The organism is Pseudomonas nitroreducens (genome assembly GCF_024170165.1).
Taxonomy (GTDB): domain Bacteria; phylum Pseudomonadota; class Gammaproteobacteria; order Pseudomonadales; family Pseudomonadaceae; genus Pseudomonas; species Pseudomonas nitroreducens_C.
The window spans coordinates 127,437-152,567 of record NZ_JALJXP010000013.1; the positions used below are offsets into that span (position 1 = coordinate 127,437).

The following is a 25,131-nucleotide window of genomic DNA, read 5'->3' on the forward strand; positions in this document are numbered from 1 at the left end:
TCGGCGGCCTGGGCTCAGGCTTTGGTCGGAGTCAGCGAGCCCATGCCATGGGGCGTCTTGATGGTGGTGCAGGTGCCGGCCGGGACGTTCTTCCAGTGCATGCCGTCGTAGTCCTTCTTGGCGCTCCCGGCGCAGGTGGTGCCGGCACCGGCCTTGCAGTCGTTCTTGCCGGCCATGGCAACGCCGTAGCATTTCTCCATGGCCGCGCCATTGCTGGCCTTGGTATTCATGTCGTCGGCCAGGGCAGTGCCGGTGATGGCGGCAAGGGCGAGGGCGGCGGTGGCGAGGGTCAGGGTTTTCATGGTGCGGTCTCCCGTTCGGTTGTGGGGCCGCGGAAGGCTTTCCGGCGGCTCGATGAGTAGTTCGCCGGGGGAGGCGGTCCGGTTACAGCCGCGCGAAATTTTTTTTGAGAAATTTTCGGCGCGGCCCTAACGTATTGAACGAAGGCCTGTTTTTTTCGCAGGCGGACGATTCGCCAGCGGGCTGGGGGCGAGATCGGAAAAGAATTCACCTTCGGTGTAACCAGGACGGTCGATGCAACGAACTACCAGCCAGGAAGCATTGATCGCGCGCGAGGCGCAGCTGCAGGCGTTGCTGCTGCGCGGCATGGATGGTGACGGCAGGGCCTACCGCGAGTTCCTCAGTGCGCTGGGTACGCACCTGCGGGCCTTCCTGGGCCGGCGCCTGAGTCAACGCCCCGGTGAGGTCGAGGACCTGCTGCAGGAAGTGTTGCTGGCGGTACACAATGCCCGCCACACCTACCGTGCCGATCAGCCGCTGACCGCCTGGGTGCAGGCCATCGCGCGCTACAAGCTGGCGGACCACTTCCGCGCCTTCGCGCGCCGGGAGGCGCTCCACGATCCGCTGGCGGATGACGAGGGAGAGCTGTTCGCCGTCGAGGAGGGCGAACCTGCACAGGCCAGCCGCGATCTCGGCAAGCTGCTGCAACAGCTCCCCGACAAGCAGCGCCTGCCGATCGTCCACGTGAAGCTGGAAGGTCTTTCGGTGGAGGAAACCGCCAGTCTGACCGGGCTTTCCAGCTCTGCCGTGAAGGTCGGCATCCACCGCGGGCTCAAGGCCCTGGCGACTATCATCCGAGGATTGCGAAGCGATGAAGACCAATGAACTGATCGACCTGCTGAGCACAGGCGAAGGCGCAGTGGACCGTCACGTCTCGGGCAAGCGCTTCGCCATCGCCCTGGCCGCTGGTGTCCTGGGTGCTCTGCTGCTGATGGCGGCGCTGTTCGGCGTGCGGCCCGACCTGGGCGAGGTCGCACGCACTCCGTTGTTCTGGGCCAAGGTCGCGCTGCCCGGCAGCCTGGCACCGCTCGCCCTGTGGCTGAGCAGCCGTCTGGCGCGACCGGGCGTGAGTGGCGGAGCGGCCTGGGTGCTGCTGGCGCTGCCCGTGCTGCTGGTGTGGATAGGCGGAGCGGTAGAGCTGGCCGGAGTACCCGCCGACGCCCGCACCAGCCTGATCCTCGGCAAGACCTGGCGTACCTGTCCGCTGAATATTGCGCTGCTCTCGGTGCCGACTTTCATCGGCGTGTTCTGGGCCCTGCGCGGCCTTGCGCCAACCCGTCTGCGTATTGCCGGCGCAGCCGGTGGCCTGCTGGCGGGAGCCACGGCGACCCTGGCGTACTGCCTGCACTGCCCTGAAATGGGCATTCCGTTCTGGGGTGTCTGGTACCTGCTCGGCATGCTACTGCCAACCGGGCTGGGTGCAGTGCTCGGGCCGCGCCTGTTGCGCTGGTAGTTGCGCCAGCGGATTTGCCCGTGGGAGGTTGCGGCGCCTTGCGTGTTGCCGCGCCAGCGGGCACCGGGGTTTTGCGTTGCAGGCGCGGGGCCGAACGGTAATGCCGCAGTGAAATGCGTCGTGCAGGCCGACGCGGATTGCCCAAGTGGCTTTTGATGTCCTTCGAGGCTTTGTCTGCATTCAGCGGAAGCTATCGACCCAAAACGGACGCTGGAGTGTCGCTGCCTCTCGGACGACATGCCTCTTCAGAGACGCGCCCAAGGGGATTTCGTCGGCTCATTCATCTAGATGATGCAATGCTCGTGAAAGCACGCGATGCTAGTGGCGTTTTGATTTCACTCGTGCGCTTGAGAAGCTAAGGCATGGGTGGGCAACGATCTAGCCGACCAAGGTGCAATCATGAAGAGTCGAGTCATTGGGGTTCTCCTCTCAGGGATTGCCTTGGCTCAGGTAGCGGCTGCAGATGAGTGTGATTGCAGCCTAGAGCAGGGCCGGTGCACGGCCAGCATTCAGGTTTCACCGACCGGTACGACCAAGGGCCTGTATAGCGCTGATCTTGGTATCTCCACCAGTGTCAGTCAGTGCGCCAAGGTCGAGTATCACGTCGACAGTACTCCTTACTTCACCGTCCTACCGCGTGGGGCTGGCGAAGATCGTATTCAAGGGACATCGGCAGAGCCACTGTCATCCCAGCGCGTGCAAGTCGAGCGCTGTGTGGTCTGTGCGACCAAGGGTCAGAAGTCGACGAATCAGCAGAGCTCAGACCGTGGGAGCTCTACGGCCGAGGACATTTTCGGCAATGCTTTGGACGCCGATCAGCAGTTCGATGCGAGCGCAAAGGACAGGCGTTTCGAAGAGATCGAGGCGAACAATCCTATGCCCAGTTCGGCGTCTCTCATGGGCCTCACGAGTTCCGTGCAGCAGATCCAGGGTGCCGTGCAGATTCAGGAGCAGCAGGCGGCAGCGCTGAACGCATTGAAGGACGCGCAGCGGGAGGTCGAGGCGGCCCGGCAAAGAGGATCTGCCAGCTCGCAGGGCGCTGGTAAAAAGCTCCAAGGCGAAGAGACAACTCAGCATGTGAAACAAGTGAAATGCCGTGGCATCCCAGGGGAGGGAGTATGCTGAAAGAGCTAACGAAAAAGAGAACTGCTCCCTTCATTGGCCTGCTCCTTATCCCGATTTTGAGCCTGGCAGGGTGTGCTTCGATACCGGCTCAAAGGCCTATTACCCAAGGCATCTTCGAGGGTGCGCCGGCGCAGTCGCCTGAGAAGCGGGTGGTGGGAGGAGCGGACAAGATCGCAGTAGTCCTGATCAGCGAAAACACCAAGGCGAACGTCGAATATCTCAAGGAGCGCAAATCCAGCAAGGAAGACAGCGCGGTGCTGCGGGCAGTAGGACAGGGCGCCACACTGGACGCATTCGCAGAAGCACTAGACCCTAGCTTCGCTCTCAACTGGATGGCCAAGAAGCTCAAGACCGAGTTCGGAACGGTCAAGTTGGTGTCCAGCCCTGCACAATTGGGCGCATCACACTACGACTACCTGGTCGTGCTCGACGCAGTCTTTCTGACGACTACCTGGGGAAAGGACAGCGCGACCGCGAGTTTCACTACGCAATTCTATGATGCGCGCCAACAGCACATCGCCGACGTTAGCAGTTACCGCGATACGGCTGTCAGGAGTGGCGCGAGTGGCCCGCATGGAGTCGATCTTTTCCGCGCCAACCATCAGGTGCGCGTCGCTGCGCTGGAGGAGTGGGGCACCAAGCTCGACAGCTTCGTTGAGCAGCCCGGAAGGCAGAGCGCCGTCTCGGGGGATACCGATGCCTGCGTAGAGGCCGCTCTGGCAGTTCAAAATCCTGCTCTGCGCCAGAAGGCCATTACCGCCTGCAACCCATAAGGTCAGAGCCCATCTCCTGGAGCGTCTGCTTCTGGCCGGTAGCTGCCTCTGGCGGAAGGCAGTTACCGACCCATAGCTAACTTTGCCAAGGCAGCTAACAAGTAAGCAATGCGGTGTTATAGCGACTGAAAGCAGCCACCCGGTTGATCATCCCTCCTGGTCTGCGACCTTCGCCGTCATGATTTGATAGTCGGAAGGGCCGAAGCCATTTTTCAGATAGGCACTGATGGCCGCTGAGTTTTCCTTGTGTACGTACAGGCGGAGTTCAAGCGCTTTTGCTTGTGTGGCCTCTTGTTGAACAGTATCGAGCAGCAATTTGATCAAACCCTTTCCGCGATGATCCGGCTCGATGAACATGCTCTGAATCCACCAGTAGTGCCCCGCATTCCAATCGCTCCACTCCTTTACCACGGAGACGTTTCCGATGACGACACCGGCGGTTTCCAAGACCCAGTATGTCGCATAGGAGTTGTCCTCCAGAGCGGTAAGCACGCCCTCGCGGACGTTGGCTCCGATCTCGGAACCTTCCGCATCTACGGCTTCGGCAATGGTGAACTGCACGAGTTTTTCCAAGTCGCTGACAGTGGCTGGACGAACGGAGTAGCTCATCGATCTCTCGCTAGGCTTCGGGTTGAAGGTGGGGCACCAGTTAACCATACCCGCTAACGGAAGAGACTGACCGTCCGCTTCTGGCCGATAGCGGACGCCGATAGCAGATCGCCCGCCCTGGCTCTCAGTGGATCGTCGGGAAGCGCTCTTTCACCAGTGTCCGGGCCTGCCAGGCCATCTGGTCGAGCAGGCGGTCGCGTTTCTTCTCCGCTTCGCGCATCGCCTTGCTGCCGTTCTGCTTCACCAGGTAGGTGTGGATCTGCCGCACTTCCTTGGACTGGTAGATCGGCGCGAGGTCCTGCACCGCGACCATGCCGTCGGAGCGGTGGTCGCGGGTGTTCAGCAGCACGTGCGGGCCCTGCGCCGCCAGCAGCTGGAAACCCATGGCCTCGAACAGCGGCGCCTTGGCCGCCGCGCAGGCCAGTTCGGCGTGGGGGCGGTGTTCGATCATCTTCTGCAACAGGGCGCGGGCAATGCCTTTGCGTCGGTGGCTGGCCTGGACGGCGAGGTAGGCCAGGGTGCAGGCCTCGGCGTCGTCCTGGCTGGGCAGGTAGAGGGCGAAGCCGAGCACCTGCGACGGGTCTTCGTCGTCGAGGGCGAGGATCAGCCGTGCGGGACTTTCCGGGGAACCGTCCATGGCCTGCAGGTACAGGTGCACCTCGAAGCCGATCACGTACTGGTACAGCTGGAACAGCGGGTTGCTCGGCGTCAGCGGCACCGGGCTGATGTCGCTGAAGTAGTCCACCACCATCTGCAGCACCTGGCTCTTCAGGGATTCGGGAGGAGAGGTGTCGAGGATGGCGAGGGTGAACATCTGCAGCGGGCTCCGGGGCATCGGTGTGGGCGCCATTGTAACCTCCGCCGGCGCCGACCGATTCATCCGCCTGGCATTCAACCCTGCCAGCCGCCACCGAGGGTCTTGTACAGGGTCACCCGGTTGACCTGCTCGGAGAGCTCCAGGCTGATCAGCGTCTGCTGCGCCGAGTACAGCGAGCGCTGTGCGTCGAGCACCTCGAGGAAGCTCTGCGAGCCCTGCTTGTACAGCGCCAGCGACAGGTCGTAGCTCTTCTCGGTGGCCTGGGTGAGGCTGCGCTGGGCATCCAGGCGTTCGCTGATGTGGCCGCGCACCGAGAGGGCGTCGGCGACTTCGCTGAAGGCGGTCTGCAGGGTCTTCTCGTACTGGGCGACGTCGATGTCGCGGGTGATCTTCGCCGCGTCGAGGCTGGCCTGGTTGCTGCCGGCGTTGAAGATCGGCAGGTTGATCGACGGGGCGAAGCTCCAGGCGCGGCTGCCGGACTTGAACAGGCCGGACAGCTCGCTGCTGGCGCTGCCGCCACTGGCGGTCAGGGTGACGCTGGGGAAGAAGGCCGCACGCGCTGCGCCAATGTCGGCGTTGGCGGCCTTGAGCGTGTGCTCGGCAGCCAGTACGTCGGGGCGGCGCTGCAGTAGGGTCGAGGGCAAGCCTGCCGGGACGTTGACCAGCAGCGCCGCGTCGAGCCTGGCGTCGCCGGGCAGCAGGCTGTCGTCGAGGCGCTCGCCCACCAGCAATTCCAGCGCGTTGCGGTCCTGCTCGACCTGGCTTGCGTAGTTGGCCACGTCGGCGCGCGCGGACTCCACGGTGCTCAGCGACTGCGCCAGGCTCAGCCCGGACTGGCCGCCCAGGCCATGGCTCTGCTGTGTCAGCTCGTAGGTCTTCTGCTGACTGGCGTAGGTTTCTTTCGCCAGAGTCAGCAGTTGCTGGTCGGCGGCCAGAGTCATCCAGGCGCTGGCGACTTCCGCCACCAGGCTGATCTGCGTGCTGCGGCGGGTCTGCTCCAGGGACAGGTAGTCCTCCAGCGCAGCGTCCTTGAGGTTGCCCAGGCGACCGAACAGGTCCAGCTCGTAGCTGCTCACGCCGAGGCCGACGCTGTACTGGCTGCTGACTGCGTTGCTGCCGTCGGACACCGAGCGTTGGCGGGTGCCGTCGGCCGTGGCGGAGACCGCCGGGAACAGCGCCGAGCGCTGGATGCGGTACTGCGCCTGCTGGTACTCGACGTTCAGTGCCGCCACGCGCAGGTCACGGTTGTTGGCCAGGGCGCGGGCGACGGTGTCGCGCAGGCGGGCATCGACGAACAGCTCGCGCCAGACGATATCGGCGCTGGCCTGGCCGGCCGGCGTGGCGCTGGACCACTGGTTGGCCACCGGCGCCGCGGGGCGCTGGTAATCGGGGGCGAGGTTCACGCAGCCGCCGAGCATCAGTGCCAGGACCAGGGGAAGGGGGGACAGGCGCATCAGGCTTCTCCTTCAGCGGTGACGTCGCTGGTGGCTTTGCGGCGCGAGGCCAGGCGCTGCACCAGCACGTAGAACAGGGGAATGAAGAACAGGCCGAGCAGGGTGGCGGCAAGCATCCCGCCGAGCACACCGGTGCCGATGGCCTGGCGCCCGCCGGCGCCGGCGCCGCTGGACAGCGCCAGCGGCAGCACGCCGAGGATGAAGGCCAGGGAGGTCATCAGCACCGGGCGCAGGCGCACCCGCACCGCTTCCAGCGTGGCCGCCAGCAGGTCCTGGCCGCGCTCGTGGTTCTCCTTGGCGAACTCGACGATGAGGATGGCGTTCTTCGCTGCCAGGCCCACGGTGGTGAGCAGGCCGACCTGGAAGTAGACGTCGTTGGACAGCCCGCGCACGCCAGTCAGCAGCAGTGCGCCGAGGATGCCCAGCGGCACAACCAGCATCACCGCGAAGGGCACCGACCAGCTCTCGTACAGCGCCGCCAGGCAGAGGAATACGAAGAGGATGGAGATGGCGTAGAGCAGTGGTGCCTGGTTGCCGGCGAGGCGCTCCTGATAAGACTGGCCGGTCCAGGCGTAGCCGATGCCTTCGGGCAGCTGGGCCATGATCTGCTCGACCGCCGCCATGGCATCACCGGAGCTGACGCCGGCTGCCGGTTCGCCTACCAGCTCGTAGGAGCCGAAGCCGTTGTAGCGCTCCAGCAGCGGCGAGGCGGTGCTCCAGCGGGTACTGGTGAAGGCCGACAGCGGCACCATCGCGCTGCTGGAATTGCGCACGTACCAGTCGCCGATGTCCTCGGCCTGCATGCGCTTGTCGGCGTCGCCCTGGATGTAGACCTTCTTCACCCGCCCGGCATCGAGGAAGTCGTTGACGTAGCTGCCGCCCATGGCTGCGCTGAGGGTGTCGTTGATGTCGCCGGAAGCCACGCCCATGGCGCCGGCCTTGCGGTCATCGATGTCGACGTTGAGCTGCGGGGTGTCCTCAAGCCCCTGGGCGCGCACGTTGGCCAGGCGCGGGTCCTTGGCCGCCAGTTGCAGGAAGGTGTCGCGGGCCTTGAGCAGTTCGGCGTGGCCGAGGCCGGCGAGGTCCTGCAGCTGGATGTCGAAGCCGGAACTTTCGCCCAGGCCCTGGATGGCCGGCGGCGAGATGACGAAGACGTTGGCGTCGAGGATCTTCGACAGCGCCATGTTGGCGCGGCGCGCCACCGCTGCGGCACTGTGTTCCTCGCCCTGGCGCTCGCTCCAGTCCTTGAGCTTGATGAAGCCGCGCCCGGAGTTCTGCGCGTTGCCGCCGTTGCCCAGGCCGCGCACGGTGAGCACCGAGGCGACTTCCGGCTGCTGCAGTATGTACTGCTGCACTTCGCGGGTGACGTCCTGCAGGCGTTCGTCGGTGCCGCCCACCGGCAGGGTCATCATCATCATGAGCATGCCCTGGTCCTCGTCGGGGAGGAACGCGGTGGGCAACTTGTGGAACATCACGCCCACGCCGCCCAGCACCAGCGCATAGATCACCAGCGCGCGCAGCGGTCGCGCCAGCACGGCGCCGACGCCGCGCTGGTAGTCGCGCGAGCCACGCTCGAAGGTGCGGTTGAACCAGCCGAAGAAGCCGCGGCGCGGTTCGCCGTGCTGCGCGTCAGGCTTGAGCAGGGTGGCGCACAGCGCCGGGGTGAGGGTCATGGCGACCAGCACCGAGAGCGCCATGGCGGCAACCATGGTCACCGAGAACTGTCGGTAGATCACGCCGGTGGAGCCGCCGAAGAAGGCCATCGGCACGAACACCGCCGAGAGCACCACGGCGATGCCGACCAGTGCGCCGCTGATCTCGCCCATCGACTGGCGCGTCGCCTCGCGGGGCGACAGGCCCTTCTCGGCGATGATCCGCTCGACGTTCTCCACCACCACGATGGCGTCGTCCACCAGCAAGCCGATGGCCAGGACCATGCCGAACATGGTCAGGGTATTGATCGAGTAGCCCATCAGCGCGAGCACGCCGAAGGTGCCCAGCAGCACCACCGGCACGGCGATGGCCGGGATCAGGGTGGCGCGGATGTTCTGCAGGAACAGGTACATGATCAGCACGACGAGGGCGATGGCCTCGAACAGCGTCTTGACCACTTCCTCGATGGAGATCTTCACGAAGGGTGCGGTGTTGTAAGCCACTTCGCTGCGCAGTTGCAGGTTGCTGGGGAAGAATTTCGCCAGCTCATCGAGCTTGGCCTGCACGGCTTCGGAGACGTCCAGCGCGTTGGCGCCGGTGGCCAGGCTCACGGCCAGGCCACCGGAGGGCCGGCCGTTGTGTTCGGCGACCACGTCGTAGCTTTCGCTGCCCAGTTCCACGCGGGCCACGTCGGCCAGGGTCACCACCGCACCGTTGCTGGAGTACTTGAGCACCAGGTCGCGGAACTGCGCGGCGGTCTGCAGCTTGCTGCGCGCGCTGATGGTGGCGTTGAGCTGCTGGCCGGGACGGGCGGGCAAGGCGCCGAGCTGGCCGGCGGAGGTATCGACGTTCTGCGCGGTGAGGGCGCTGCTGACGTCCGAGGGCATCAGCGAGTACTGCTTGAGCTTGTCCGGGTCGAGCCAGATGCGCATGGCGTAGCTGGAGCCCAGGGTGGTGACTTCGCCGACGCCGTTGACCCGGCTGATCTGGTCGTACAGCGTGCTGGAGATGAAGTCGCTGATGTCGGTGGCGCTGACCTCGGGGTTGTCCGAGACCAGCGAGACGATGATCAGGAAGTCGCTGGCCGAGTTGCGGATCTCGATGCCCTGTTGCTGCACGGTTTCCGGCAGGCGCGCCTTGGCCTGCTCCAGCTTGGTCTGCACCAGCATCTGCGCGGTGTTGACGTCGGTGCCGGCCTCGAAGGTCAGGGTGATGGTGGCGCTGCCCGCCGAGCTGCTGCTGGAGGACATGTAGGTCAGGCCGTTGAGCCCGGTCATCTGCTGCTCGATGACCTGGGTCACCGAGTCTTCCATGGTCTTGGCCGAGGCGCCGGTGTAGGTGGCGTTGAGGCTGATCTGCGGCGGCGCGATGTTGGGGTACTGCGCCAGCGGCAGCTGGTAGATGGCGAGGATGCCGCCGAGCATCACCAGGATGGCGATGACCCAGGCGAAGATCGGCCGGTCGATGAAGAAGCGTGCCATGGCGTGGGCCTCAGTCGGTGCTGTCGTTGCGGGCGGTCAGGCTGGCGTCGCCGGCGTTGCCGTCCTTCCAGTCGATGGCCTGCACCGGCTGGCCGACGCGGACCTTCTGCAGCCCCTGGACGATCAGTTGGTCGCCGTCCTCCAGGCCCTTGCTCACCCACCAGCGGTTGCCCACGGCGCGGTCCAGGGTCAGCTCGCGCTGCTCGACCTTGCCATCTACCACCACCAGTGCGCTGGCGCCGCCGCGCTCGTCACGGCTGACGCCCTGCTGCGGTACCAGGATGGCGTCCTGTTGAACGCCTTCCTGCAACGTCGCCTTGATGTACATGCCCGGCAGCAGCAGGCCGTCGGGGTTGGGCACCAGGGCGCGCAGGGTCACGCTGCCGGTGCTCTCGTCGACACTCACGCCATTGAAGGTGAGGGTGCCGTCATGGGCATAGGTGCTGCCGTCTTCCAGCTGCAGGCTGATGCGTGCGGCGTCCTTCTCCTCGGCGCGGGTGAGCTTGCCTTCGGCCAGCTCGCGCTTGAGCCGCAGCAGGGTGGTGCTGGGCTGGGTGAAGTCGACGTAGATCGGGTCGAGCTGCTGCACGGTGGTCAGCGCAGTGGTCTGCTCGGCGGTGACCAGCGCGCCGGGCGTGACCGACGAAGTGGAGGTGCGGCCGGCGATGGGCGCATTGATCTTCGTGTAGCCGAGGTTGATCCGCGCGGTGCGCAGTGAGGCCTGGGCCGACTGCAGGCTGGCGCGGGCTTCGAGCAGGGAGGCCTGGGCGCTCTCGTTGTCCTCGGCGCTGATGGCGTCGATCTTCACCAGTTGCGCATCGCGCTTGGCTTTCAGCTCGGCCGCCTTGAGCGTGGCGCGCGCCGAAGTGACGCTGGCCTCGGCCTGGGCGAGGGCGGCCTCGTAGGTCTGCGGGTCGATCTGGTAGAGCGCCTGGCCGGCCTTCACCGTCTCGCCTTCCTCGAACAGGCGCTTGAGCAGAATGCCGCCCACCTGCGGACGGATCTCGGCGACCAGGTGTGCGCTGGCGCGGCCGGGCAGGGTGGTGCTCAGGGCCTGGGGTGCGCTGGCGACGTGGTACACCGCGACTTCCTGCACCGGCAGGCCGGGTGCGGTGGCGCTCTCGTCGCGGCAACCGCCGAGGACGAACAGGCCGGCGCCCAGCAACAGCGCGCGGGTCAATGGAGAGAGCGGAGAAAGGGAGGGGAAGAAGGAGGACATCCGTGGGACTCCGGACCGGAATGATTTTCACGGTCCAGACTGCTCGGCAAATGTGCAGCAACTGTGCAGAAAAGTGGGAGATTGCCCGCGCTGCCTTGCCCCGTGCGGGGGGCCGCGCTTCAATGACGGCAGTTTCGATTGCCCCGGCGGTGCCATGAAAGTCAGCCTTTCCAGCAAGTTCTTCCTGGCCATGCTCGCGGTGTGCGCCTTCGCCGTACTGGGCATGGTGTTCGCCGCCTACCTAAGCCTGAAGTACGGCTTCCTCGGCTACCTCAACCAGCAGGCCGAGGAGCGCATGGAGCGCATCGTCCCGCGCATCGAGCAGGCCTACGCGCAGCACGGCAGCTGGGACTTCATCCGCCGCGACCAGGACCAGTGGTTCGAGCTGCTGCGTCCGGACGACATCAAGGACGACAAGACCTTCGACCCCAGCCTGCTCACCGTCTCCGACCTTACCGGCGCCTTCGTCCGCTTCGCCCTGCTGGACGAGCAGCGCCGGTCGATCATCGGCTACCGCGCCGCCGCCGGCGACATGCTGCTGCGGCCGATCAACTATCAAGGCCGCGTGGTCGGCTGGATGGCCCTGGCGCCGCTGCAGTCGGTGACCAGCGTCGGCGACCGGCGCTTCCAGCTCAACCAGCTGCGCTCCAGCCTGCTGGTGGGCCTGGCCTGCCTGCTGGGCACCGCGGTGATCGCCTGGTGGCTGACCCGAGCGCTGCTGCGGCCGATCCGCGAGGTGGCCCGCGCCACCCATCAGCTGGCCGCCGGCGATTACGCGATCCAGGTGCCGGTGCGCTCCCAGGACGAAGCCGGGCAACTGGCCGGCGACTTCAACCGCATGGCCTCCACCCTGGCCGGTAACGAGCGCATGCGCCGCGACTTCATGGCCGACATCTCCCACGAACTGCGCACGCCGCTGGCGGTGATGCGTGCCGAACTGGAGGCGATGGAAGACGGCATCCGCCCGCTGGACGCCACCGCGTTGCGCTCGCTGCAGGGCGAGGTGGGCGCGCTGACCAAACTGGTGGACGACCTGTTCGAGCTGTCCCTGGCCGAAGTCGGTGGGCCGACCTACCGCCGCGAGCGCATCGACCTGCGCGTGCTGCTGCCGGTGGTGGCCGAGGCCTTCCAGGCGGGCTTCGCCGAGCGCGGCCTGAGCCTGCGCGTGGAGCTGCCGGAACAGCCGCTGTGGGTGCTGGGCGACGAGTCGCGCCTCGGCCAGCTGCTGCACAACCTGCTGGAAAACAGTCGCCGCTACACTGACAGCGGCGGCCAGACCGTGCTGCGCGCGCTGCGCGACGGCGAGCGGGTGCTGGTGCAGTGCGAGGACAGCGCGCCGGGCGTGGACGCCGCCTCGCTGGAGCGGCTGTTCGAACGCTTCTACCGTGCCGAACGTTCGCGCAACCGCGCCAGCGGCGGCACCGGGCTCGGCCTGGCGATCTGCCGGGGCATCGCCGAGGTGCACGGCGGCCGGCTGAGCGCCAGGGCATCCGAGCTGGGCGGTTTGCTGCTGACACTGGAACTGCCGGTCGCCGGAGGTGAAGCGTGAGCCAGGGCAATATCCTGCTGGTGGAAGACGAACCCAAGCTGGCCGCGCTGGTGGGTGACTACCTGCGCGCCGCCAGCTTCGAGGTGGAACACATCGCCGACGGCCTGCAGGTGGTCCCGGCGGTTCGCCAGAATCACTACGACCTGATGCTGCTCGACCTGATGCTGCCGGGCCGCGACGGTCTCGACATCTGCCGCGAGCTGCGCGGCTTCAGCCGCCTGCCGATCATCATGATGACCGCGCGGGTCGACGAGATCGATCGTCTGCTCGGCCTGGAACTGGGCGCCGACGACTACATCTGCAAACCCTTCTCGCCGCGCGAGCTGGTGGCGCGGGTCAAGGCCGTGCTGCGGCGCACCGGTACCCAGGCGTCGAGCTTCGGCCTGGAGCTGGATGCGCGCACCTTCCACGCGCGCTACCAGGGCATCGTGCTGGACCTCACGCCGGTGGAGTTCCGCATGCTCGCCGCGCTGGCGGCGCGGCCGGGCCAGGTGCTGTCGCGCGACCAGCTGATGAACCACATCTACCAGGACCATCGCGTGGTGGCCGACCGTACCGTGGACAGCCACGTGAAGAACCTGCGGCGCAAGCTGACCGCCATCACCCCGGCGGTCGACCCGATCCGCTCGGTGTACGGAGTGGGCTACAGCCTGGAGTGCGAGTAGACCGGCGGGCGGATCGCGGCTTGCCCTGTGCCGATTCCGGTCAATGCTCTATCGCTCCGCCAGGGCCCTGCAATCGCCTGGCGGGCAAGTGGCCGATGAGCGAGCTTTCCCCGCGCTTGATATGCATCAACGGGGTTTCGCCCTGGCCGAGCACACTGGTCCGGTCGGCCGGCCCGCGGCGATCCAGCGGCCCGCGCCGTCTCCGGCCATGGGCACCCATGGCGCATTCCGAGCAAGGAGAAAGAGCGATGGCAATGATGAAAGCGGCGATCTTCGTGGAGCCGGGGCGAATCGAACTGGCGGACAAGCCCATCCCGGAGATCGGCCCCAACGACGCGCTGATCCGCATCACCACGACCACCATCTGCGGCACCGACGTGCATATCCTCAAGGGCGAATACCCGGTGGTGAAGGGCCTCACCGTCGGCCACGAGCCGGTCGGGATCATCGAGAAGCTCGGCAGCGCCGTGAAGGGCTACCGCGAAGGCCAGCGGGTGATTGCCGGTGCGATCTGCCCGAACTTCAACTCCTATGCCGCGCAGGATGGCGTCCCCTCCCAGGACGGCAGCTACCTGATCGACAGCGGCCGCTGCGCCTGCCACGGCTACAAGGCCACCGCCGGCTGGCGCTTCGGCAACCTGATCGACGGCACCCAGGCCGAGTTCGTGCTGGTGCCGGACGCCGAAGGCAACCTTGCGCCGATTCCCGACAGCCTCACCGACGAACAGGTACTGATGTGCCCTGACATCATGTCCACCGGCTTCAAGGGCGCCGAGAACGCCAACATCCGCATCGGTGACACCGTGGTGGTCTTCGCCCAGGGGCCGATCGGCCTGTGTGCCACCGCCGGCGCGCGTCTTCTGGGCGCCTCGACCATCATTGCGGTGGACGGCAACGCGCACCGCCTGGACATCTCCCGCAGCATGGGCGCCGACGGCACCCTGGACTTCACGCAGTGCGACGTGGTGGAGGAGGTGATGAAGCTCACCGGCGGCCGTGGCGCCGACTCTTCCATCGAATGCCTGGGCCTGCCGAGCACCTTCGAGCAGGCGATGAAAGTGCTCAAGCCGGGTGGGACGCTGTCGAGCCTGGGCGTTTATTCCAAGGACGTGCAGATTCCGCTGTCCGCCTTCGCCGCCGGCCTGGGCGACCACCGGATCAACACCGCGCTGTGCCCCGGCGGCAAGGAGCGCATGCGCCGGCTGATGAGCATCATCGAGTCGAACCGCGCTGACTTCGGCTCGCTGGTCACGCACCACTATGCGCTCGACGACATCGTCAACGCCTACGACCTGTTCGCCCACCAGCGCGACGGCGTGCTGAAGATCGCCATCAAGCCCTGAAGCGGGGCAGGGCATGACCTTCTGCCGGATCTCGTTGCCGGCAGAAGGGCTCTTCCCGCGCTGTTCGATTCGTTGATCCACCAGCCCGCGCAGCCGAATTGCGCAGGGCAGGGCAAATCCAGTATTGTTGAGAACGATTATCATGTTTAACAAAACTGGACGTTCATGGACAGCGAGCGGGCATTCGAAAGGGATGTTGAGCGGCTTTACATTGCCCACCACGGCTGGTTGAAGGGCTGGCTGCGCCGCCGCCTGGGCGGACACGCCGATGCCGAAGACCTGGCACACGATACCTTCGTGCGCGTGATGCGCTCGCGCAGCGCCATCGCCGATCTGCGCCAGCCGCTGGCCTACCTCGCCACCATTGCCAACAGCCTGCTGATCAACCGCTGGCGCCGCCAGGCGGTCGAGCGCGCCTACCTGGAAGCACTGGCCGCGCGCCCGGAAGCGCTGGCGCCGTCCGAGGAAGAGCGCCTGCTGCTGATCGAAGCGCTGGTGGACATCGACGAACTCCTGCACGGCCTTGCGCCGCACGTGCGGGAAATCTTCCTGATGTCGCAGCTCGACGGCCTGACCTACCCGCAGATCGCCCTGCACCTGGAACTGAGCGTCAACCAGGTGCAGAAGGCCATGAGCAAGGCCTTCGCCGCCTGCTACGCGAGCCGGTTCGAGTGAGCGCCATGTCCCGCGACAGCGATGCCCGCCCGATCTCCGCCGTTATCCGCGACCAGGCGATTGCCTGGTTCACCCTGGCCCAATCCGGCTGCATGAGTGATGTCGAGCAACGCCAGTTGCTGGTCTGGCGCGAAGCGAGCAGCGAGCATGAGCGCGCCTGGCAGCGCCTGAGCAGCATCCCGCTCGGCCTGCAGCGCCACGCCGACCGGCTGGCCGATCCGCTGGCGCGGCAACTGGCCGGGCGCCGGCACTACGACGAGATGGACCGGCGCAAGGCGCTCAAGGTGCTGGTCGGTTTCGGCCTGCTCGGTGGCCTGGCCTGGCAGGGGCGCGACAGGTCCTGGGTACAGGGCGCCATGGCGGATTACCGCACCGCAACCGGGGAGCGTACCGAGCGGACACTGCCCGATGGCACCCGGCTCTGGCTCAACACCGCCACGGCGGTCGACCTGCATTACACCGACCGCGTTCGTGAGCTGCGCCTGCGTTACGGCGAGATCGAGATCCTCACTGCCCGCGACAGCGCCGGGCGGCCGTTGCGGGTCGTCAGCGACGACGCCGTGCTGCAACCGCTGGGCACGCGCTTTCGCGTCCGGCGCGAGCACGACGGCCGTGGCACCTTGCTGGCCGTGACCCAGGGGCGCGTCGCCGCCAGTTCGTTGGCCGGCGGCGAGGCGAGGGTGATCGAGGCTGGCTCCCAGGCCCGTATCGGTGCGGCAGGCGTCAGCGCACCACAGGCGCTGGACCTGAACGAGGGTGCCTGGGTCGACGGCTATCTGGTGGCCGAACGCATGCGCCTGGCGGACTTTCTCGCCGAACTGGATCGCTATCGCCCCGGCTTGCTGCGCTGCGACCCCGCCGTCGCTGGCATCCGTCTGAGCGGCTCCTACCCGCTGGGTGACACCGACCAGGTGCTGGCGATGCTGCAGGACAGCCTGCCGGTGAGCATCCGGCGCCGCACCCGTTACTGGGTGACGGTAGGCCCGCGCTGAGGCCTTGAGGACCGCCAGAATGCGCCAATGAAAATAATTCTCGAAAAGTCGGCAGGTTTTCGTTTCTCGCGTGGCCTAGGGAGAAATCCCTGCTCGCAACCGCGGGCCAACAACGAGAAACGGACCCTCTGCCCATGACGCTTCACCCCATTTCCCGCGCCCTGCGCCAGTCACTCGGCCTGGCCCTGCTGTCCTGCTCCACGCTCACCCTGCTGCCGGCCATGCCGGTGCAGGCCGAATCGACCGCCAGCCGCACCCAGCAGTACGCCATCCCCGCCGGCCCGCTGGACCAGGTGCTCGGCGAGTTCGGCCGCCGCGCCGGCATCCCGATCTCGGTGAATGCGGGCCTGACCGAAGGCAAGCGCAGTGGCGGGCTGAACGGCGAGTACGGCATCGAGGATGGCTTCGCCCGCATTCTTTCCGGAACCCGGCTGACGGTGCGTCACCTGGACAACGGCGGCTACGGCCTGGTGCCCGCGCCGTCGGACGCGGTGCTGGAGATGGACGCCACCACTGTCTCCAGCCAACTGCTGGACCCGACCACCGAGGGCACCAACTCCTACAGCGCCCGCGCGGTGACCATCGGCAAGGGCGCACACAGCCTGCGTGAGACGCCGCAGTCGGTCACCGTCCTGACTCGCCGCTACATGGATGACCAGAACATCACCACCATCGAGCAGGCGATGGAGAAGACGCCGGGCATCGCCGTGTACGAGTCGCCCATGGGCGGCAAGTATTTCTATTCCCGTGGCTTCATGATGCAGGGGCAGTACCAGTACGACGGCGTACCGCTGGATGTCGGCGGCGAGTACGTGCAGGCGAACAGCTTTTCCGGCGACATGGCCTTCTACGATCGCGTTGAGGTACTCAAGGGCGCGGCGGGTATGATGAAGGGCTCGGGCAGCAGCACCGGTGGCGTCAACTTCGTGCGCAAGCGCGGCCAGGCCGTGCCGGAGACCAAGCTGTCGCTGTCGGCCGGCAGCTGGGACAACTACCGGGGCCAGGTCGACGTGGGCGGGCCGCTCAACGAGTCCGGCACCCTGCGTGGCCGCACCGTGGTGGCGTTGCAGGATCGCCAGTATTTCTACGATGTCGGCAAGCGCAACGACCAGATTCTCTATGGCGCACTGGATTACGACGTCAGCCCCGACACAACGCTGGGCCTGGGCGTCGCCTACGAAAAGCTCGACGCGACACCCTGCTGGCACGGCCTGCCGCGCTACAGCAATGGCAAGGACCTGAAGCTCAGTCGCTCGACCTGCCTGGGCGCCTCCTGGAACAACTGGGAGAGCGAGCGCACCACGCTGTTCGCCGATCTGTCCCACCAGTTGAACGAGGACTGGGCCTTCAAGTTCGCCGGCGTCTGGACCCACAACGACCAGAACATGAAATACGCGCTGTCCGAGACCTCCGGCGGCGTGACGCCGGGCGCTACCTCGGCGCCATCCTCGGTGTATTCCGGGCTGTTCGACTACGACCAGACCGACTATGGCTTCGATGCCTACCTGGATGGCAAATTCGATGCCTTCGGCCTGCAGCATGAACTGACAGTCGGCGCCAACGCCAGCCGCGCCAAGACCCACGACCGCTGGGCATTGATCAACATGTCGAGCCTGCTGGGCGCTACCCAGGATCCGTTTCACCCCAATTCGCACATTCCCGAGCCGGCGGATGATTTCTATGCGCCCAACTCCTACCGTGGCGGCCCGATTCCCACCGAGTCGGACACGAAGCAGTTCGGCACCTACGCCACCCTGCGCCTGAAGCTGGCCGAGCCGCTGACCTTCGTCCTCGGCTCCCGTGTCAGCTGGTATCGCAACAGTCGCGATTCCTACACCCAGGCGTGGGACTACTGGCAGCACGACCGCAGCCAGGAGAACGGCCAGGTCACGCCGTTTGCGGCGCTGATCTACGACCTCAACGACCAGTGGTCCGTCTACACCAGCTACGCGGATATCTTCCAGCCGCAGAGCACCTACACCGACGAGTCCGGCAGCCCGCTGCAACCCAAGACCGGGGCCAGCTACGAGCTGGGCATCAAGGGTGAGTTGCTGAATGGCCGCGTCAACACGGCTTTCAACCTCTTCCGTACGGTCGAGGAGCATCGCGCCGAAGCCAACTACGACACCACCTGCCTCGGCTCCTCCGACGGCTACTGCTACACCGACGTGGGCAAGGTCCGGGCGCAGGGCTTCGAGGCGGAAGTCAGCGGCGAGGTCATCGACCGGCTGCAGCTGCTGGCCGGCTACACCTACACCCAGACCAAGTACCTCAACAGCGCTGAGGAGAACCCGCAGGAACCGACCTTCACCACCACGTACTTTCCGCGCCACCTGTTCCGTGCCTGGGCTGATTACCAACTGGCCGGAGAACTGGACCGCTGGAACGTGGGCGCGGGTGTGACGGCGCAGAGCGACGTCTCCGTGCGCAGTGGGAGCGTCACTTCGGTGCAGTCGGACTACGCCATCTGGAATGGCCGCCTGGGCTATCGCATCGACGACCACTGGACCGTCGCGCTCAACGGCAACAACCTGTTCGACAAGAAGTACTACCAGAGCGTGGGTGCCGTTTCCTGGGGCAACTTCTACGGCGAGCCGCGCAACTTCATGGTCACCCTGCAGGGTGCGTTCTGACACGGGGGTCGAACCCTGGTCATGCGGTGTGTTGACCTCAACCTAGGTTGAGGTCCTAGAGTCCGTCCGGGCCTGCCTGCCGCCGCTGTTTTCGGGGCGGCGGGCAGGCACTTTCGGAACATGACCGCACAAGGACCCGGTATGGACACCCACACTTCACTGATGATGTTCCAGGCCACCTGTTTCCTGGGTTTCAGTCTCTGGCTGAGCATCGCGCTGATCAACAACCTGCACGCTTTCTCCAGCTCGGCCGCGGCGGTCGGCGCGACCATGGCGATGGCGCCGCTGCGCCAGCCACCCGCCATCGACTTCCCCCTGCTCACGCGCGCCCTGGCCTCGCCAGCGCTGCATCGCCTCGCGCTGATCGCCGTCGTCCTGCTGCAGGTGGCTGCGGTGCTGGCGGCCTGGGCCGGCTGCTACGAACTGCTGCTGGGCGATGGCCTCGACTCCGCCAGACCCTGGCTGAACCTCGCCCTCAGCGCGGCGCTGGCCTTCCTCTTCGCCATGCTGCTGGGTGGGCTCTGGTTCGGCTACTGGATTCGCCAGGAAGGGCTGCAACTGACGCACCTGGTGCTGGTCGTCTGGATGCTGCTGAACTTCCTCGTCCTCAACCTTCGCTGGAGTTGATGCGCCATGGATGCACGCAGAAAACCCATGACGATGCTGATCGTGGGAGCGGGCAGGGGGCTGGGACGCGCCCTGCTCGAAGGGCTTGGCCAACCGGGAGATTCGCTGATCGGCGTATCGCGCCGGCGGCCGGAAACCCTGGCGCTGGCGCCGGGCATCGATCTGCAGTGGATCGAAGCGGACCTCGCGAAGCCGGTGGAAGCGGTCGCGCAGATCGAGGCACAAACGCCGGCCGAACTCGATGTGCTGATCTGCAACGTCGGCATCTGGGAGGAGCACGCCTTTAGCGAGCAGTACTCGTTCCTCGGCGACAGCGACGAATCCATCGCCACGCTGGTCGACGTCAACATCTCCGCCACCTTGCTGCTGCTCAAGCGCCTGGTGCCGCGGCTGCTCGGCTCCGCCCGGCCGCAGCTGATCCTCACCGGCTCGACCTCGGCGCTGCGCCAGAGCGGCCGCCCGGAAGTGGCCTTCGGCGCCTCCAAGTTCGCCCTCAACGGCATGGCCGATGCGCTGCGGGAAAGCTTCCGCGAGCAGCGCCTGGCGGTGACTGTGCTGCAACTGGGCAACCTCAACACCGATGATCCGCTCGCCATGCCGTTGGCCGACGCCGCCGTGCGCGGGGAAGGGCAACTGATCCCGCTACACGACGTGGTCACCCTGGTCGACGCACTGCTGCGCCTGTCCGCTTCCTCGTTCGTGCGCGAGCTGACCTTGCCCGCCATCCGCGACGAGCGCTTCTGACCGCTACCTCGGAAACCGGGGTGCAATCAGCGGCGCCCCGGTCCGCCGCTCTGCTCTGAAGTTCTCCTTCATACATTTGTACAGCGCAGTCTCTCCCAGCTTGGATTTCGTCGATGTTCAGCCTGGCTGGGCGTCCCTAATCTCGGGACAGGCGGCGTTGATGACTAATAATAAAAGGAGACAACCTGTGCCTATTCAGACTGAGCACGACCCGCGCTTGAAGCGTGCCCTCAAGACGCGACACATCAGCATGCTGGCCCTGGGCGGCGTCATCGGCGCGGGGCTGTTCGTCGGCTCCAGCGCGGTGATCGCCGCCACCGGGCCGGGTGCCTTCATCACCTACGCCATCACCGGCATCATCGTCGCGCTGGTGATGCGCATGCTCGGCGAAATGGCCGCCGCGCATCCGGCCAAGGGTTCCTTCGTCGATTACGCGCGCATGGCCTTCGGCCGCCCGGCCGGCTACATGACCGGCTGGCTGTACTGGTACTTCTGGGTGATCGTGGTCGGTTTCGAGGCCGTGGTCGGCGGGCAGATCATCAACGGCTGGTTCCCCGACCTGCCGGTGTGGGTCATCGCCCTCGGGCTGATGGTCGGCATGACGCTGCTCAACCTGATGTCGGTGCACTCCTTCGGCGAGGCCGAGTACTGGTTCGCCGGCGTCAAGGTGGCAGCGATCATCGTCTTCCTGATCGTCGCCGGCGCCTATGCCTTCCACTTCTGGCCGAACTCCACCGCCAGCTTCGCCAACCTCACCGAGCACGGCGGCTTCCTGCCCCACGGCGTGTCCTCGCTGTTCACCGGCGTGGTGGTGGTGATCTTCTCGATGACCGGCGTCGAGGTAGCGACCCTGGCCGCCGCCGAGTCCGAAGACCCCTCGCGCAACATCCGCAAGGCAGTGAACACGGTGATGCTGCGCATCCTGGTGTTCTTCGTGCTGGCGACCTTCTTCATCGTGGTGGCGCAGCCCTGGACCGAGATCAAGGCCGGCAAGTCGCCGTTCGTGGCGACCCTGGAGCACATCGGCATCCCCGGCGCCGGCCACATGCTCACCGCAGTGATCCTGGTGGCAGTGCTGTCGGTGCTCAACGCCGGGCTCTACACCTCCTCGCGCCTGCTCTACGTGCTGGCTTCCAACGGCGAGGCGCCGTGCTGGATCGCCGGCGTGAGCCGCAAGGGCGTGCCGGTGCGCGGCGTCATCGCCTCGACCATCGTTGGCTACGGCTGCGTGGTGATCGCTGCGCTCTGGCCGGACACCGTCTTCCAGTTCCTGATCAACTCCTCCGGCACGGTGTTCCTCTTCGTTTACCTGGTGATCTGCCTGTCGCAGTTGAAGCTGCGCCAGCGCTGGGTGGAGGAGGGCAACCTGAAGTTCGCCATGTGGGGCCACCCCTGGCTGCCGCTGCTGGTGACCGCCTCGATCATCGCGGTGCTGGTGAGCATGGCCTTTGACCCGAGCATGCGGATCAGCCTGCTGCAGTGCCTGATCGCCATCGCCGCGATCGCTGCCTCCTACGTGCTGCTGCGCATGTCCCGCGTCCGTCAGCAGGGCGCTGCGACCCCCGCAGGAAGCGCCACGTAAATCCTGGCGCACAGCGCCTGCCCTCGTTCGCCGCCGACTCATTCCCTGTTCCCTGGCCGTCAACTGGAAGCCAAGCCCATGACCGCAAGCCCCATGACCACAAAAAGCGATCTGACCCAGCTACCCAACAAGCCCCTGTGGTTCGAACCGGGCCCTTCCCGGGCGATGCTCGAAGGCGCGACGGAGGCCGACGTCGTCATCGTCGGCGCCGGCTACACCGGTCTGTGGACGGCCTACTACCTGCTCAAGAGCGACCCGTCCCTGCGCGTGGTGCTACTGGACAAGCGTGAAGTCGGCTTCGGCGCCTCCGGGCGCAACGGCGGCTGGGCCTCGGCGATCTTCCCCATCTCCCTCGACCGCGTTGCCCAGCTGTATTCCCACGACGCCGCCCTGCAACTGCAGGCGGCGATGAACGAGACGGTGGACGAGATCGGCCGCGTGCTGGCGCTGGAAGGCGTCGTCGCGGATTACGCCAAGCAGGGCTTTCTTTCCCTGGCCCGCAGCGAGCCACAACTGGCCCGTGCGCGGGCGGCGGTGGAAGGCTCCGCACGCTTCGGCCTGCCGAACCAGTGGCAGTTGCTCAGCGGCGCGCAGGCCGCCGCACGGGTCGGCGCCGAGGGCACCCTGGGCGGGCTCTATACCGAGCACTGCGCGCTGATCCATCCCGGCAAGCTGGTGCGCGGTCTGGCGCGGCTGGTGGAAACCATGGGCGCGACCATCCATGAACACTCCGCCGTCACCGAGATGGCGCCGGGCGTCGTACGCACCGAGCGCGGCTCGGTCAAGGCCGGTTTCACCGTGCGCGCCACCGAGGCCTTCACCTCGCAGCAGTCGGGCTTCTCGCGCTTCGTCATCCCGCTCTATTCGCTGGTGCTGGCCACCGAGCCGCTGTCGATGGAGCTGCGCCGCCAGCTCAACCTCGACCACCGCCTGGCCTTCAACGACATGCGCCACCTGCGCGTCTACGGCCAGGTCACGGCCGAGGGCCGGCTGGTCTTCGGCGGGCGCGGCGCGCCCTATCGCTGGGGCTCGCGGATCACCGAGGACGCCGACCTGGTGGACAGCATCCACGGCAAGATCCACCAGACGCTGCTGGAGTTCTTCCCCGCGCTGCGTGACACGCGCATCACCCACCGCTGGGGCGGCGCGCTGGGCGTGTCGCGCGACTGGTGCCCGACCGTGAGCATCGACCGCGCCAACCGCATCGCCTGGGCCGGCAACTATGTCGGCGACGGTGTCGCCACCAGCAACCTGGCCGGGCGCATCCTGCGCAACCTGATCCAGGGCCGGGAGGAGGCGATCAACCGCCTGCCCCTGGTCAACCACCGCTCGCCGTCCTGGGAGCCCGAGCCGCTGCGCTGGCTGGGTGTCAACAGCGGGCTTGCCGCCGCCTCGCTGAGCGACATCGAAGAGCGCGTCACCCATCGTCCATCCCGCACCGCGATGCTGCTGGAAAAGCTCACCGGTGCGCACTAACAGGAGTCTGCCGTGACCACTTTCACGATCATCAAGTCCGCCGCCCTGCACTCGCTGCCGCTGGTCAAGGCCGGCCAGCGCGCCGGCGCCGACCGGGGCGATCCGCAGATCGCCATCCAGCAGCTGGCGCCGGAGGCCACCGGCAACCTCGGCGTCTGGGAATGCCAGCCCGGCGGCTGGCCGGTGGTGAACCGTCCGGACACCGAGTTCACCTACATCCTCTCCGGCCGTGCCGTGCTGACCGACGACGCCAGCGGCGAGCAGGTCGAGGTCGGCGGCGGTGACCTGATCATCCTGCCGCCGGGCTGGACCGGCCGCTGGGACGTGCTGGAAACCGTGCGCAAGGTCTACGCGATCTACTGACCGCAGCCATTTCGCCGGCGGGAAATTCACCCTGCCGACCCTGATTGTCCGGGCGCCGTGCAGCGCCCACTGAACGAGAAAACGCAATGACCAACAGCATCCTCAACTGGATTTCCGGCACCCGTGTGGAATCCACCAGCGGCCAGCAACTGCCGGTCTACAACCCGGCCACCGGTGTCGTCACCGGCCAGGTGCAACTGGCCAGCCATGCCGACGTGGATTCTGCCGTCGCCTCCGCCAGGGCCGCGTTCCCGGCCTGGAGCAACCTGCCGCCGCTGCGCCGCGCGCGCATCCTCAACCGCTTCCTGGCGCTGCTCAACGAGCACCGTGACGACCTGGCCCGGCTGATCACCGCCGAGCACGGCAAGGTCTTCACCGATGCCCAGGGCGAAGTCACCCGCGGCATCGAGATCGTCGAGTTCGCCTGCGGTGCGCCGCAGCTGCTGAAGACCGACTTCACCGACCAGGTCAGCACCAACATCGACAACTGGACCCTCCGTCAGGCGCTGGGCGTGGTGGCCGGTATCACTCCGTTCAACTTCCCGGTGATGGTGCCGATGTGGATGTTCCCCGTGGCCCTGGCCACCGGCAACACCTTCGTCCTCAAGCCGAGCCCCATCGACCCCAGCCCGAGCCTGTTCATCGCCGAGCTGCTCAAGCAGGCCGGCCTGCCCGACGGCGTGTTCAACGTGGTGCAGGGCGACAAGGAGGCGGTCAACGCGCTGCTGGAGCACCCGGATGTGCAGGCGGTGTCCTTCGTCGGCTCCACGCCGATTGCCAACCACATCTACGAGACCGGAGCGCGCCACGGCAAGCGCGTGCAGGCCCTGGGCGGAGCGAAGAACCACCTGGTGGTGATGCCCGACGCAGACATCGACCAGGTCGTCGATGCGCTGATCGGCGCGGCCTACGGTTCGGCCGGCGAGCGCTGCATGGCGATCAGCGTGGCGGTGTTCGTCGGCGACGAGACTGCCGAGAAAGTGATGCCGACACTGATCGAGCGTACCCGCAGCCTGAAGGTGCTCGACGGCACCAACCTCGAAGCCGAGATGGGCCCCATCGTTACCCGCGCCGCGCTGGAACGCATCACCGGATACATCGATCAGGGCGTGAAAGAGGGTGCCACCCTGCTGGTGGACGGCCGTGGCTTCCATGGCGAAGTGGCCGGCGAAGGCTGCGGTGACGGCTTCTGGCTGGGCGGCACGCTGTTCGACAACGTCACCCCGGCCATGCGTATCTACAAGGAGGAAATCTTCGGCCCGGTGCTGGCGTGCATCCGCGTGAAGGATTTCGCCGAAGCGGTGCAGCTGATCAACGACCACGAGTTCGGCAACGGCGTCAGCCTGTATACCCGCGACGGCCACGTCGCCCGCGAGTTCGGCCGGCGCATCCAGGTGGGCATGGTCGGTATCAACGTGCCGATCCCGGTGCCCATGGCCTGGCACGGTTTCGGTGGCTGGAAGAAGAGCCTGTTCGGCGACATGCATGCCTACGGCGAGGAGGGCGTGCGCTTCTACACCAAGCAGAAGAGCATCATGCAGCGCTGGCCGCAGGCGATCGCCAAGGGCGCCGAGTTCGCCATGCCGACCAGTAACTGA

22 protein-coding genes are annotated in these 25,131 nt (G+C 66.4%); 16 read left to right on the forward strand and 6 right to left on the reverse strand.

The window, feature by feature from the left end; all coding sequences use genetic code 11:
* Positions 1 to 14: 14 nt before the first annotated feature.
* Positions 15 to 302, reverse strand: a complete 288-nt coding sequence (locus J2T47_RS23545; RefSeq protein WP_253452348.1) for a BufA1 family periplasmic bufferin-type metallophore — start codon at positions 300 to 302, stop codon at positions 15 to 17.
* Positions 303 to 534: 232 nt separating this feature from the next.
* Between J2T47_RS23545 and J2T47_RS23550 the strand changes: the two genes are divergently transcribed.
* The 4 genes from J2T47_RS23550 (at position 535) to J2T47_RS23565 (ending at position 3,651) form a co-directional block, all read left to right on the forward strand.
* Positions 535 to 1,125, forward strand: a complete 591-nt coding sequence (locus J2T47_RS23550; protein ID WP_253452350.1) for a sigma-70 family RNA polymerase sigma factor — start codon at positions 535 to 537, stop codon at positions 1,123 to 1,125.
* On the forward strand, positions 1,112 to 1,753 hold the full coding sequence (locus J2T47_RS23555; RefSeq protein WP_253452352.1) for a DUF1109 domain-containing protein: 642 nt from the start codon (positions 1,112 to 1,114) through the stop codon (positions 1,751 to 1,753). Before J2T47_RS23550 ends, J2T47_RS23555 begins: the two co-directional genes overlap by 14 nt.
* Positions 1,754 to 2,152: 399 nt before the next feature.
* Positions 2,153 to 2,878 carry a hypothetical protein gene (locus J2T47_RS23560; protein WP_253452354.1) on the forward strand — a complete coding sequence of 242 codons (726 nt, stop codon included), beginning with the start codon at positions 2,153 to 2,155 and terminating at the stop codon, positions 2,876 to 2,878.
* Positions 2,872 to 3,651 (forward strand): hypothetical protein, encoded by a 780-nt coding sequence (locus tag J2T47_RS23565; RefSeq protein WP_253452355.1) that lies wholly within the window; start codon positions 2,872 to 2,874, stop codon positions 3,649 to 3,651. The genes J2T47_RS23560 and J2T47_RS23565 overlap by 7 nt, the downstream gene beginning before the upstream one ends.
* Positions 3,652 to 3,798: 147 nt before the next feature.
* Here the strand turns inward: J2T47_RS23565 and J2T47_RS23570 are convergent, their stop codons facing one another.
* The 5 genes from J2T47_RS23570 to J2T47_RS23590 all read right to left on the reverse strand — a co-directional run bounded on the left by J2T47_RS23570 (position 3,799) and on the right by J2T47_RS23590 (position 10,884).
* Positions 3,799 to 4,260: a GNAT family N-acetyltransferase gene (locus tag J2T47_RS23570; protein ID WP_253452357.1), complete on the reverse strand. Its 462-nt coding sequence runs from the start codon at positions 4,258 to 4,260 to the stop codon at positions 3,799 to 3,801.
* A 124-nt stretch (positions 4,261 to 4,384) separates the two neighbouring features.
* On the reverse strand, positions 4,385 to 5,074 hold the full coding sequence (locus J2T47_RS23575; RefSeq protein WP_253452359.1) for a GNAT family N-acetyltransferase: 690 nt from the start codon (positions 5,072 to 5,074) through the stop codon (positions 4,385 to 4,387).
* 77 nt (positions 5,075 to 5,151) lie between these two features.
* A complete protein-coding gene (locus tag J2T47_RS23580; RefSeq protein ID WP_253452361.1) occupies positions 5,152 to 6,531 on the reverse strand; it encodes an efflux transporter outer membrane subunit in 1,380 nt (459 codons plus the stop codon).
* On the reverse strand, positions 6,531 to 9,665 hold the full coding sequence (locus J2T47_RS23585) for an efflux RND transporter permease subunit (protein ID WP_253452363.1): 3,135 nt from the start codon (positions 9,663 to 9,665) through the stop codon (positions 6,531 to 6,533). The genes J2T47_RS23580 and J2T47_RS23585 overlap by 1 nt, the downstream gene beginning before the upstream one ends.
* 10 nt (positions 9,666 to 9,675) lie before the next feature.
* Positions 9,676 to 10,884, reverse strand: a complete 1,209-nt coding sequence (locus J2T47_RS23590; protein ID WP_253452365.1) for an efflux RND transporter periplasmic adaptor subunit — start codon at positions 10,882 to 10,884, stop codon at positions 9,676 to 9,678.
* Positions 10,885 to 11,038: 154 nt separating this feature from the next.
* Here J2T47_RS23590 and J2T47_RS23595 point away from each other — a divergent pair, with 154 nt between their 5' ends.
* The 12 genes from J2T47_RS23595 to J2T47_RS23650 all read left to right on the forward strand — a co-directional run bounded on the left by J2T47_RS23595 (position 11,039) and on the right by J2T47_RS23650 (position 25,131).
* Positions 11,039 to 12,433, forward strand: a complete 1,395-nt coding sequence (locus J2T47_RS23595) for an ATP-binding protein (protein ID WP_253452367.1) — start codon at positions 11,039 to 11,041, stop codon at positions 12,431 to 12,433.
* On the forward strand, positions 12,430 to 13,098 hold the full coding sequence (locus J2T47_RS23600) for a response regulator (RefSeq protein ID WP_253452369.1): 669 nt from the start codon (positions 12,430 to 12,432) through the stop codon (positions 13,096 to 13,098). Before J2T47_RS23595 ends, J2T47_RS23600 begins: the two co-directional genes overlap by 4 nt.
* 248 nt (positions 13,099 to 13,346) lie before the next feature.
* Positions 13,347 to 14,441 (forward strand): NAD(P)-dependent alcohol dehydrogenase, encoded by a 1,095-nt coding sequence (locus tag J2T47_RS23605; protein WP_253452371.1) that lies wholly within the window; start codon positions 13,347 to 13,349, stop codon positions 14,439 to 14,441.
* 165 nt (positions 14,442 to 14,606) lie between these two features.
* Positions 14,607 to 15,116 carry a sigma-70 family RNA polymerase sigma factor gene (locus J2T47_RS23610; protein ID WP_253452373.1) on the forward strand — a complete coding sequence of 170 codons (510 nt, stop codon included), beginning with the start codon at positions 14,607 to 14,609 and terminating at the stop codon, positions 15,114 to 15,116.
* Between the two features lie 5 nt (positions 15,117 to 15,121).
* Entirely contained in the window at positions 15,122 to 16,108 is a 987-nt protein-coding gene (locus tag J2T47_RS23615; RefSeq protein WP_253452375.1) for a FecR domain-containing protein, read from the forward strand.
* A 134-nt stretch (positions 16,109 to 16,242) separates the two neighbouring features.
* Complete coding sequence (locus tag J2T47_RS23620; RefSeq protein ID WP_253452377.1) at positions 16,243 to 18,741, forward strand: TonB-dependent siderophore receptor; 2,499 nt, start codon at positions 16,243 to 16,245, stop codon at positions 18,739 to 18,741.
* Positions 18,742 to 18,882: 141 nt separating this feature from the next.
* Positions 18,883 to 19,368 carry a DUF2165 family protein gene (locus tag J2T47_RS23625; protein ID WP_253452379.1) on the forward strand — a complete coding sequence of 162 codons (486 nt, stop codon included), beginning with the start codon at positions 18,883 to 18,885 and terminating at the stop codon, positions 19,366 to 19,368.
* A 27-nt stretch (positions 19,369 to 19,395) separates the two neighbouring features.
* The gene (locus J2T47_RS23630; protein ID WP_253452381.1) at positions 19,396 to 20,112 is read left to right on the forward strand and encodes an SDR family NAD(P)-dependent oxidoreductase; all 717 of its coding nucleotides are present in this window, start codon (positions 19,396 to 19,398) and stop codon (positions 20,110 to 20,112) included.
* Between the two features lie 187 nt (positions 20,113 to 20,299).
* Positions 20,300 to 21,694, forward strand: coding sequence for an amino acid permease (locus tag J2T47_RS23635; RefSeq protein ID WP_253452383.1), 1,395 nt, complete (start codon positions 20,300 to 20,302; stop codon positions 21,692 to 21,694).
* Between the two features lie 78 nt (positions 21,695 to 21,772).
* Positions 21,773 to 23,170 (forward strand): NAD(P)/FAD-dependent oxidoreductase, encoded by a 1,398-nt coding sequence (locus tag J2T47_RS23640; RefSeq protein WP_253452385.1) that lies wholly within the window; start codon positions 21,773 to 21,775, stop codon positions 23,168 to 23,170.
* Positions 23,171 to 23,182: 12 nt separating this feature from the next.
* Positions 23,183 to 23,533, forward strand: coding sequence for a cupin domain-containing protein (locus tag J2T47_RS23645; RefSeq protein ID WP_253452387.1), 351 nt, complete (start codon positions 23,183 to 23,185; stop codon positions 23,531 to 23,533).
* 86 nt (positions 23,534 to 23,619) lie between these two features.
* Positions 23,620 to 25,131, forward strand: a complete 1,512-nt coding sequence (locus J2T47_RS23650; RefSeq protein ID WP_253452389.1) for a CoA-acylating methylmalonate-semialdehyde dehydrogenase — start codon at positions 23,620 to 23,622, stop codon at positions 25,129 to 25,131.